The organism is Mycobacterium sp. (genome assembly GCF_035506235.1).
Lineage (GTDB): Bacteria > Actinomycetota > Actinomycetes > Mycobacteriales > Mycobacteriaceae > Mycobacterium.
Genome location: NZ_DATJPU010000216.1, coordinates 98558 through 108500, shown reverse-complemented (window position 1 = coordinate 108500; position 9943 = coordinate 98558). Strand labels below are relative to the sequence as shown.

10 protein-coding genes are annotated in these 9943 nt (G+C 68.9%); 6 read left to right on the top strand and 4 right to left on the bottom strand.

Features of this window, described 5'->3' with window-relative positions:
* Positions 1-56 precede the first annotated feature (56 nt).
* Positions 57-779: a CPBP family intramembrane glutamic endopeptidase gene (locus tag VMD50_RS20300; protein ID WP_325430070.1), complete on the top strand. Its 723-nt coding sequence runs from the start codon at positions 57-59 to the stop codon at positions 777-779.
* Here VMD50_RS20300 and VMD50_RS20295 read toward each other — a convergent pair.
* Entirely contained in the window at positions 742-2109 is a 1368-nt protein-coding gene (locus VMD50_RS20295; RefSeq protein ID WP_325430068.1) for a DUF2867 domain-containing protein, read from the bottom strand. The genes VMD50_RS20300 and VMD50_RS20295 overlap by 38 nt on opposite strands.
* Before the next feature lie 75 nt (positions 2110-2184).
* Positions 2185-2997, bottom strand: a complete 813-nt coding sequence (locus tag VMD50_RS20290) for an enoyl-CoA hydratase (RefSeq protein WP_325430066.1) — start codon at positions 2995-2997, stop codon at positions 2185-2187.
* Positions 2998-3088: 91 nt separating this feature from the next.
* On the opposite strand from VMD50_RS20290, the gene VMD50_RS20285 reads away from it, so the two are divergent.
* Together VMD50_RS20285 and VMD50_RS20280 are read left to right on the top strand one after the other, a co-directional pair.
* Positions 3089-4180, top strand: a complete 1092-nt coding sequence (locus VMD50_RS20285) for a CaiB/BaiF CoA transferase family protein (RefSeq protein ID WP_325430064.1) — start codon at positions 3089-3091, stop codon at positions 4178-4180.
* Positions 4181-4222: 42 nt separating this feature from the next.
* The gene (locus VMD50_RS20280) at positions 4223-4975 is read left to right on the top strand and encodes a 3-hydroxyacyl-CoA dehydrogenase (protein ID WP_325430062.1); all 753 of its coding nucleotides are present in this window, start codon (positions 4223-4225) and stop codon (positions 4973-4975) included.
* Between the two features lie 129 nt (positions 4976-5104).
* Here the strand turns inward: VMD50_RS20280 and VMD50_RS20275 are convergent, their stop codons facing one another.
* A complete protein-coding gene (locus VMD50_RS20275; protein ID WP_325430060.1) occupies positions 5105-5236 on the bottom strand; it encodes a hypothetical protein in 132 nt (43 codons plus the stop codon).
* 330 nt (positions 5237-5566) lie between these two features.
* On the opposite strand from VMD50_RS20275, the gene VMD50_RS20270 reads away from it, so the two are divergent.
* Entirely contained in the window at positions 5567-7891 is a 2325-nt protein-coding gene (locus VMD50_RS20270) for an MMPL family transporter (RefSeq protein WP_325430058.1), read from the top strand.
* A gap of 174 nt (positions 7892-8065) precedes the next feature.
* Positions 8066-8707 (top strand): class I SAM-dependent methyltransferase, encoded by a 642-nt coding sequence (locus tag VMD50_RS20265; protein WP_325430056.1) that lies wholly within the window; start codon positions 8066-8068, stop codon positions 8705-8707.
* A gap of 117 nt (positions 8708-8824) precedes the next feature.
* Here VMD50_RS20265 and VMD50_RS20260 read toward each other — a convergent pair whose 3' ends face one another.
* Positions 8825-9538, bottom strand: a complete 714-nt coding sequence (locus tag VMD50_RS20260) for an NAD-dependent deacylase (RefSeq protein ID WP_325430054.1) — start codon at positions 9536-9538, stop codon at positions 8825-8827.
* A 37-nt stretch (positions 9539-9575) separates the two neighbouring features.
* Between VMD50_RS20260 and VMD50_RS20255 the strand changes: the two genes are divergently transcribed.
* Positions 9576-9941, top strand: a complete 366-nt coding sequence (locus tag VMD50_RS20255; RefSeq protein WP_325430052.1) for an Rv1152 family transcriptional regulator — start codon at positions 9576-9578, stop codon at positions 9939-9941.
* The last annotated feature ends 2 nt before the right edge of the window (positions 9942-9943 follow it).

Sequence of the window (9943 nt, the reverse complement as noted above, 5' to 3'; positions counted from 1 at the left end):
GCGCTGCGCACCGGCCTCGACATCTTGTTGGCGCTGAACGCGAAGGTGCGCCCGGCATGAGCCAGTCGACCGCCCCGTACCGCACCGGCGTCTTCTCGGAGTTGCGCCGCGCGATCACCAATGTCGCTGTGCCCCACAATGAGTCGCCGGGCGTCGTGCGGCGCCGCCGCGTCATCGTCGCCATCACGCTGGTGATCGGTGCCGTGGTGCTCGGGTTTTCGTTGCGCCGCCATCCGGGCGAGTCGAGCTTCTATTGGCTGACCCTGCTGCTGGCGGCGGTGTGGGTCGCCGGGGGGTTCATCTCGGGCCCGTTGCACCTGGGCGGCATCTGTTGGCGCGGCCGCAACCAGCGACCCGTGATCACCGGCACGACCGTCGGGCTGCTGCTCGGCGGCGTATTCATCGTGGGCGGACTGATCGCCCGGGAGATAACGCCCGTAGCGGAGCTGATCACCCGGGTGCTGCTGTACGCCCACCATGGTTGGTATCCGGTGATCGTGGCGATCACGCTCATCAACGGCATCGCCGAGGAGGTCTTCTTCCGCGGCGCGCTCTACACGGCGCTCGGGCGGTACCACCCGGTGCTCATCTCGACCGTCTTGTATACCTGCGCCACGCTGGCCAGCGGCAACCCGATGCTGGGGTTCGCCGCGATCATCCTCGGGACGGTGTGCGCGCTGGAACGCCGGGCCAGCGGCGGGGTCCTGGCGCCGGTCCTGACCCACCTCGTGTGGGGCCTGATCATGGTGCTCGCCCTGCCCCCGTTGTTCGGCGTCTGACCGGTCCCGCGGCGTCGCGCGTCAGGGTGCGCAGCGCGGCGGTGCGCAAGGGCCGCGACGCAACCCAGTACAGCCGCCCCGGGAGGCCGCGCGGCACAAAGGTCGTGCGCTGCGTGTATCGGGCGCCGCCGCCGTCCCGCGGCGCGACGCCGATCTCGAGCCACCCCTGACCCACCGAGCTCGGCCGGGAGTGCAGTCGCAGCGCGCTGCCGGGTTCGCGCTCGTCGACGACCCAGCCCTTGAAGACGCGGCTTCGGCCGACCCCGTCCTCGGCCGCCCGCCACACCTCGCCGGGTTCCGCGGCGGTCTCGGCGGTGCGCACGTCGGAGTGGATGATCTCGCCGGCCCAGAGCGGGTCGCTGGGCAGCGGCTCGGCGGGGTCCGAGCCGAGGGAGGCCCAGGTGGCCTTGGTCAGGCCGCGCGTTCCGCGGTCGAGCGCGAGCTCGACGGCGCGGCGGTAGCCCGTCAGGCCGCCCGCCGGCGGCGCGATGATGGAGTCGATGTCCGAATTGCGCATCACCGCATCGCATTCCAGCGATTCGATCAGCGGGCGCGCCAGCCCGGGCGGGATCGGCGTGACGGCCCCGATCCAGAGGCTGGCGATCGTCGGAGTCAGGAATGGCAGCACGATCAGATAGCGCCTCCCCAACCCCGCGACCTCGGCGTAGCCGCGCATCATGTCGCCGTACTCCAGGACGTCGGGTCCGCCGATGTCCCATGTCCGCGAGGACGGCACCGCCGCCGTTGCGGCGGCCGCGAGGTAATGCAGCACGTCGCGCACCGCGATCGGCTGAATCCGGTTGTGCACCCACTTCGGCGTGGTCATCACGGGTAACCGGTCGGTGAGGTGGCGGATCAGCTCGAACGACGCCGAACCCGACCCGACGACCACCCCGGCCTGCAGCACCACCGTCTCGATGCCGGAGTCGATGAGGGCCTCGCCGACGGCCGTGCGCGATTCGAGGTGCTCGGACAGCTTGCGGCCCTCGGGGTGCAGCCCGCTCAGATACACCAGCCTTCGCACGCCGGTACGGCGCGCGGCGGTCACCACGTTGCGCACGGCGCGGTCCTCCTCGGCGGCGAAGTCCTTGGCGCCGCCCATCGAGTGCACCAGGTAGTAGACGACGTCCATCCCGTCGAACGCCGCGATCAGCGACTCGACATCACCGAGATCGCCGCGGGCCACCTCCACCCGGTCGCGCCACGGCACGTTCGCCAGCTTTCCCGGGTCGCGGGCCAGGGCGCGAACATCGTGGCCCTCGTCGAGCAATCGCGGCACCAGCCGGGCACCGATGTAGCCGGTCGCCCCGGTGACCAGGCAGCGCACCATCGACCCTCCATTCCTCCCAGGTTTATTCGGAACCAACGCAAGGAAGGATTGCCGGTTCTGGCGGGAGTAAGCCTGTCAGCGGTCGGTGAAGTTGGGGCCGCGGCGCTCCTGGAAAGCCGTTGTGCCCTCCTTGAAGTCGTGCGACACGAGCAGCCGCGACTGCCCTTCGTATTCACGGTCCAGGGCGGCGTCCAACTCGGTGAGCGTGGCCGCGTTGATCGCCCGCTTGGTCTTGGCGAACGCCACGGCGGGGCCGGCCAGCAGCCTGTCGATCACCTTGTCCACCTCGGCCTCGAAGTCGTCGGCCGGATAGACCGCGCTGACCAACCCCCATGAGAGCGCCTCGGTGGCCGGCAATCGTTCGGGCAGCAGCGCCATCTGCATCGCCCGGATCCGGCCGACCGCGGCCGCGATCAACGCCGACGCGCCGCCGTCGGGCATCAGGCCGATCTTGGTGAAGGCGAGCATGAAAAACGCTGCGTCAGAAGCCAATACGACGTCGCAGGCCAGGGCGATGGAAACCCCCACGCCGGCCGCGGGCCCCTGAACCACGGCGACCACCGGGTGCGGCACCGCGGCGATGGCCCGTATCAGCCGGTTGATCTCCAACACGATTTCGTCGGGCGGGACGCCGCCGCTGCCGGCCATGTCGTCGGCGCTGATGCCCGCCCCGGAACTGAAGCCGCGGCCCGCGCCGCCGAGCCGCACCACCCTGACCGCGGGGTCGGTGGCCGCGCGTTGCAGCGCGTCAGCGATCCCGGTGATCACCGGGAGGGTCAACGCGTTCAGGCTGTCGGGGCGGTCGATGGTCACCGACAGCACGCCCTCGGTCAGTGTGACGTCGAGACCCGCAACGGGTGCGAGCGTGGCGATTCCAGAATCCGGCATGGGCCTCAGACTAGGTGACCGGGCTGCGCGGCCGCCGAGGCCGGCTGAGAAGATGCCAACGACGTCAAAGCGGACGAAAGGTCAGAACATCATGGCGGGACCGCTGCAAGGACTGCGAGTCGTCGAGCTGGCCGGCATCGGGCCGGGCCCACATGCCGCGATGATCCTGGGTGATCTGGGCGCCGACGTGGTCCGGATCGATCGCCCTCCAAAAGATGGGTCAACCTCCGGCGGCGTCGCGAAGGACGCCATGAGTCGCAACCGGCGCATCGTGACCGCCGACCTCAAGTCCGACGCAGGCCGCGAACTCGTGCTCAAGCTCGTCGCGAAGGCCGACGTGTTGATCGAGGGCTACCGTCCCGGTGTCACCGAGCGCCTGGGCCTGGGCCCCGAGGACTGCGCGAAGGTCAACGACCGACTGGTCTACGCTCGGATGACCGGCTGGGGGCAGAGCGGCCCGCGCAGCCAGCAGGCGGGCCACGACATCAACTACATCTCGCTGAACGGGATCCTGCACGCCATCGGCCGGGTGAACGAGCGGCCGGTGCCGCCGCTGAACCTGGTCGGTGACTTCGGCGGCGGCTCGATGTTCCTGCTGGTCGGCATCCTGTCCGCGCTGTGGGAGCGGCAGAGCTCCGGCAAGGGTCAGGTCATCGACGCCGCGATGGTCGACGGTTCCAGCGTGCTGGTCCAGATGATGTGGCAGATGCGCGCCTCGGGGATGTGGTCCGACGTGCGGGGCACCAACATGCTCGACGGCGGCGCGCCCTACTACGACACCTACGAGTGCGCCGACGGCCGCTACGTCGCCGTCGGCGCCATCGAGCCGCAGTTCTACGCGGCTATGCTGACCGGGTTGGGTCTGGACACCGCCGACCTGCCGGCGCAGAACGACGTCGGCCGCTGGCCCGAGCTGCGGGCGGTCCTGACGGAGAAGTTCGCCGGCCACGATCGTGACCACTGGGCGAAGGTGTTCGCCGACTCGGACGCTTGCGTGACGCCGGTGCTGGCCTTCGGCGAGGTGCAGACCGAGCCGCACGTCACCGAGCGCAACACCTTCTACGAGGTGAACGGGGCGCTGCAGCCGCGGCCGGCGCCGCGGTTCTCCCGCACCGCGCCGGACACGCCCCGTGCGGCGGCGCCGGCGACCGACATCGAAGCGGTGCTGAAGGACTGGCTATAATCCCCAACCAACTGGTTGGCTGGACAAGAGGGAAGGACGCGCATGCAGATCAAGGACGCCGTAGCGGTCGTCACCGGTGGAGCCTCGGGCCTGGGCCTGGCCACCACCAAGCGGCTGCTCGACGCCGGCGCGCAGGTGGTGGTGCTGGACCTGCGGGGCGAGGAGGCCGTGCGCGAACTCGGCGACCGGGCCCGCTTCGCGCAGGCCGACGTCACCGACGAGGCCGCCGTCGCGAAGGCCTTGGACACCGCGGAGTCGATGGGCCCGTTGCGCATCGTGGTCAACTGCGCCGGCACCGGCAACGCCATCCGGGTGCTGAGCAAGGACGGCGTCTTCCCGCTCGACGCGTTCCGCAAGATCGTCGAGATCAACCTGGTCGGCACCTTCAACGTGCTGCGGCTGGCCGCCGAGCGGATCGCCAAGACCGAATTGGTCGGGGAGGAGCGCGGCGTCATCGTCAACACGGCGTCGGTCGCGGCGTTCGACGGCCAGATCGGCCAGGCCGCCTACTCGGCGTCCAAGGGGGGCGTGGTCGGCATGACGTTGCCCATCGCCCGCGACCTGGCCAGCAAAGCCATCCGGGTGGTGACGATCGCGCCGGGGCTCTTCGACACCCCGCTGCTGGCGGGCCTGCCGGAACCGGCCAGGGAGTCGCTGGGCAAGCAGGTGCCGCACCCGTCGCGGCTGGGCAACCCCGACGAGTATGGGGCGCTGGCGGTCCACATCATCGAGAACCCGATGCTCAACGGTGAGGTCATCCGGCTCGACGGCGCCATCCGTATGGCGCCCCGCTAATCGGGCAAACGAAAACCCCCCGCGGTGAGCGGGGGGCTTTCGCCGTAGGCAAGATCAAAGGCTATCGACGGAACCATCGACTGACGGCGGGTTCGGCCATTAGGAGCCGCGCTAACACGCTCATGGCGGTCAGCTCGCCGTCTGCAGGGGGTGCCAGTCCTCGAGCTGCTCCGAGGTCTCGCCTTCCACCAGCATGTCGCCGTGGTAGAGGGCGTCGAAGTCAGCCTTGATGACGTCCGCGCTCGATTCGTCGATCCACATGACACTGAGCGTATGGGCCGCCTCTAAGGATTCTTTGAGTCGCGATTCGGAAAATGATGGCAATTTACCGGCGGGTAGGTTTCCGGCCGGTAGGTGCGGGTCGCCGGGCCCCGGAATCGCCCTGAGCGGCTTGGATGTGGGCAACTTTTCTTGCCGGACTCTTAGGGCGGCGCGGGTTTGGAACCGCTTCCGAACCGCTTTGAACCACCGGCCGCGCCGAACCGTACTAATCGGTAAGGTTGTTTTACACCTGTCAGTTATCGCTGATGAGTTGCCGCGGATAGGGGGCGGGCCAGCTTGGCCGGCACGGCGGCGGGAGGGCCGGGGAACATGCTGCAAGCGATCGCTCGATTGGCCATAGCGGCGCCACGACGAATCATCGCGATCGCGGTCCTCGTCTTCATCGGCGCCGCGGTCTTCGGCATACCCGTCGCCAAGAGCCTGTCTCCCGGGGGCTTTCAGGACCCGAACTCCGAATCGGCCCACGCCATCGGGATCCTGACCAACAAATTCGGGCAGAGCGGTCAGCAAATGCTGATCATGGTGACGTCGCCCGCGGGCGTCAACAGCGAACAGGTGCGCAAGGTGGGCACCGATCTCGCCCGCGAGGTGCAGGGATCGGCGCTGGTGTACAACGTGACATCGGCCTGGACCGCGCCGCCGCAGCCCGCCGCCGACCTGGTCAGCAAGGACGGTAAGTCGGGGCTGATCGTGGTCAACCTCAAGGGCGGCGAAAACTACGCGCAGAACAACGCGCAAACCCTGGCGGACGAATTCGTCCACGACCGCGACGGCGTCACCGTCCGCGCCGGCGGCCCGGCCATGCAGTACGCGCAGATCAACAAGCAGAACCAGGACGACCTGGTGGTCATGGAGATGATCGCGCTCCCGCTCAGCTTCCTGGTGCTGATCTGGGTGTTCGGTGGGCTGCTGGCGGCGGCACTGCCGATGGCCCTGGGGGCGCTGGCCGTCGTCGGCTCGATGACGGTGTTGCGGCTCATCACGTTTACCACCGAGGTGTCGATCTTCGCGCTGAACCTGAGCACCGCGCTGGGCCTGGCCCTCGCCATCGACTACACGCTGCTCATCGTCAGCCGCTACCGCGACGAGTTGGCCGAGGGCAGCGACCCTCATGAGGCCCTGATCCGGACCATGGCCACCTCCGGCCGCACGGTGCTGTTCTCCGCGGTCACCGTGGCGTTGTCGATGTTGGCGACGGTGGCGTTCCCGATGTATTTCCTGAAGTCGTTCGCCTATGCCGGTGTGGCCACCGTGGCCTTTGTCGCCACGGCGTCTATCGTGGTGACCCCGGCCGCGATCGTGCTCCTGGGTTCGCGGCTGGACGCCCTGGACGTGCGCCGGCTGATACGACATGCCCTGCGGCGCCCGGATCCGCTGCATAGGCCGGTCGAGCAGTGGTTCTGGTACCGGTCCAGCAAGTTCGTCATGCGCCGCTGGGCGCCGGTCGGCCTGGGCGTCATGGCGCTGCTGCTGCTGCTCGGGCTGCCGTTCTTCTCGGTCAAGTGGGGTTTTCCCGACGACCGGGTGCTGCCGCGTTCGGCGTCGTCGCACCAGGTCGGCGACGAACTGCGCAACGGTTTCGCGCACGACTCCGCGACCGCGGTTCCCGTCGTCGTCCCCGACGTCCGCGGGCTGAGCCCGGCGGCTTTGGGTGCCTACGCCGCAAACCTGTCGCGGGTCCCGGACGTATCGGGCGTATCGGCGCCGGGCGGGACCTTCGTGGGCGGAAACCGGGTGGGACCGCCCGCCGCGGCCACCGGGTTCGCCGACGGGAGCGCCTTCCTGACCGTGAGCAGCACTGCGCCGCTGTTTTCGAAGGCCAATGACGCGCAGCTCACGCGGTTGCACGAGGTGCCCGGGCCGGCGGGTCGATCCGTTGAGATGGGCGGTGTCGCCCAGGTCAACCGCGACAGCGTCGACGCGGTGACGGACCGGCTTCCGCTGGTGCTGGGGCTGATGGCCGCCGTGACGTTCGTCCTGCTGTTCCTGCTCACCGGCAGCGTGGTGCTGCCGCTGAAGGCGCTGATGTGCAACGTGCTCTCGCTGAGCGCTGCGTTCGGGGCGCTGGTGTGGATCTTCCAGGACGGCCATCTCGGCGCGCTGTGGACGACGCCGAGCGGGACGCTGGTGGCCAACATGCCGGTGCTGCTGTTCTGCATCGCCTTCGGGTTGTCGATGGATTACGAGGTGTTCCTGATCTCCCGGATCCGTGAGTACTGGCTGGAGTACCGACCGGCGAAGCCAACCGCAAAAGAGGCGCACGCCGCCAACGACGAAGCGGTGGCGCACGGAGTCGCCCGCACCGGACGTGTGATCACCGCGGCGGCGTTGGTGATGTCCATGTCGTTCGCCGCGCTGATCGCCGCGCACGTGTCATTCATGCGCATGTTCGGCCTCGGTCTCACCCTGGCCGTGTTCGCGGATGCGACCCTGGTGCGGATGGTCCTGGTCCCGGCGTTCATGCATGTGATGGGCCGCTGGAATTGGTGGGCGCCAAAGCCTTTGGTGTGGCTGCACGAGCGGTTCGGCATCAGCGAGGGACCCTCCGAGACAGCCGTCCATGTCGAAGCGAGCGAGGAGCCGGTGCAGCACAATGGGCGCCCGGTCAGGGAGTCGGTGACCAATATTGGTTGACATGTCGGTTGAAGGTCTGCGTCGGGCCCGGACCCCTCTTGGTTCCGGCGAGCGGCTCCGCGACGGGGTCTTGGTGGCGGCTATGCTGATCGCCAAGGCGCACTTGCCTTTTGGCGATGCCGAGGCGTTGGCGGCATGGGTCACGGCGCATCGCCCGCAGGATGGGGCTCGGAGATGAGGCAGGTGGTGCGGTCCACGATCGACCATCCGTTCTTCGCGCGCATCTGGCCCGTCGTCGCCGCCCACGAGGCCCCGGCCGTGGGGGCCATGCGCCGGGAGAACCTGGCCGGCCTGTCGGGCCGGGTGCTGGAAATCGGCGCGGGCACCGGGACGAACTTCGCCGACTATCCGCCGTCGGTCGAACAGGTGATCGCGCTCGAGCCGGAGCCGCGGCTGGTCACCCACGCCCGCGCCGCGGCCGCCGCGGCGCCCGTACCGGTCGTCGTCGTCGGGCAGACCGCGGAGGCGTTCAGCGACGCGGAGCCGTTCGACATGGTGGTGTGCTCGCTGGTCCTGTGCTCGGTGCGCGATCCCGCCGGCGTGCTGCAGCGGATCTATTCGTCACTGCGGCCCGGCGGGGAGCTGCGGTTTCTCGAGCATGTGGCCAGCGCCGGCGCGCGGGGCCGGCTGCAGCGAGTCGCCGATGCGACGTTGTGGCCCAGGTTGTTCGGCAACTGCCACACCCATCGCGATACCGAGCGGGCTATCGTCGACGCGGGCTTCGAGGTGGACGCGTCCCGACGGGCGTGGACCTTGCCCCTGTGGGCGCCGTTGCCGGTGTCGGAGTTGGCGCTGGGCCGGGCGCGCCGACCGTAGGGTTTCTCCTGCGCCGGTGGCTGAGCACCAATAGGCGACTTTCAAAAGCGGTATGACATGCGCTATCACGTTCGCGGATCGGGTGAGGTGCTCGAACGGTGTTGATGCGACTCTGATCTACTTCAGCAGCGCGGGCAGCCGCTGCAGCAGCTCGGGCAACGCCTGGCTGGCGCCCTCACGGATGCTGATGGTGGCGCTCGAAGTCAGTGGCGTCGGCTCGGGATTGACCTCGACGACGACGGTGCCGCGGGACAGCGCCAGGTCCGGCAGGCCCGCAGCCGGGTAGACGATCGCCGAGGTCCCCACCACGACCATCACGTCGGCCGCCTGCGTCGCCTCGACCGCGCGCTGCCACGGCTCGTCGGGCAGCGGCTCACCGAACCACACGATGTCGGGCCGGATCAGGCCGCCGCAGTGGCACACCGGGGGTTCGACCTCCAGCGTCGGCTCGGCCATCCGGGGAAGCGGCCCGGTGTAGTCCATATCGCAACGGTCACAACGGAATTCGAAGAGGCTGCCGTGCAGGTGGTGGACGGGGGCGCTGCCGGCGCGCTCGTGCAGGTCGTCGACGTTCTGGGTAACGACGGTGACCTCGGCGTGGTCCTGCCAGGCGGCGATCGCGCGGTGCCCGGCGTTGGGTTCGACATCGGCGACCAGGTAGTGGCGCCACAGATACCAGCCCCAGACCCGCTCGGGGTTCTTGCGCCACCCTTGCGTGCTGGACAGCTCGTAGGGATCGAACCGGGCCCACAGTCCGTTCTTGTCGTCACGGAATGTCGGCACTCCGCTTTCCGCGGAGATCCCCGCGCCGCTGAGCACAGTTACTCGCATCCCACAAAGATAGTCGTGGTTGGGACATACTGATGACGTGGAGCTGCGGGATTGGCTGAAGGTCGATGTCAAGACGGGCAAACCGCTGTTCGACCAGCTCAGAACCCAGGTGATCGACGGAGTCCGGGCCGGCGCGTTGCCGCCCGGTTCCCGGCTCCCGACGGTTCGTGACCTGGCGGGTCAGCTCGGCGTCGCGGCAAACACCGTGGCCCGCGCCTACCGCGAGCTGGAATCCGCGGCGATCGTCGAAACGCGTGGGCGCTTCGGCACTTTCATCTCCCGCTTCGACCCGACCGACGCGGCGATGGCCGCCGCCGCCAAGGAGTACGTCGATGTGGCCAAGGCCCTGGGGCTGACCAAGTCCGACGCGATGCGCTACCTGACCAACGTGTCGGACGACTGAGC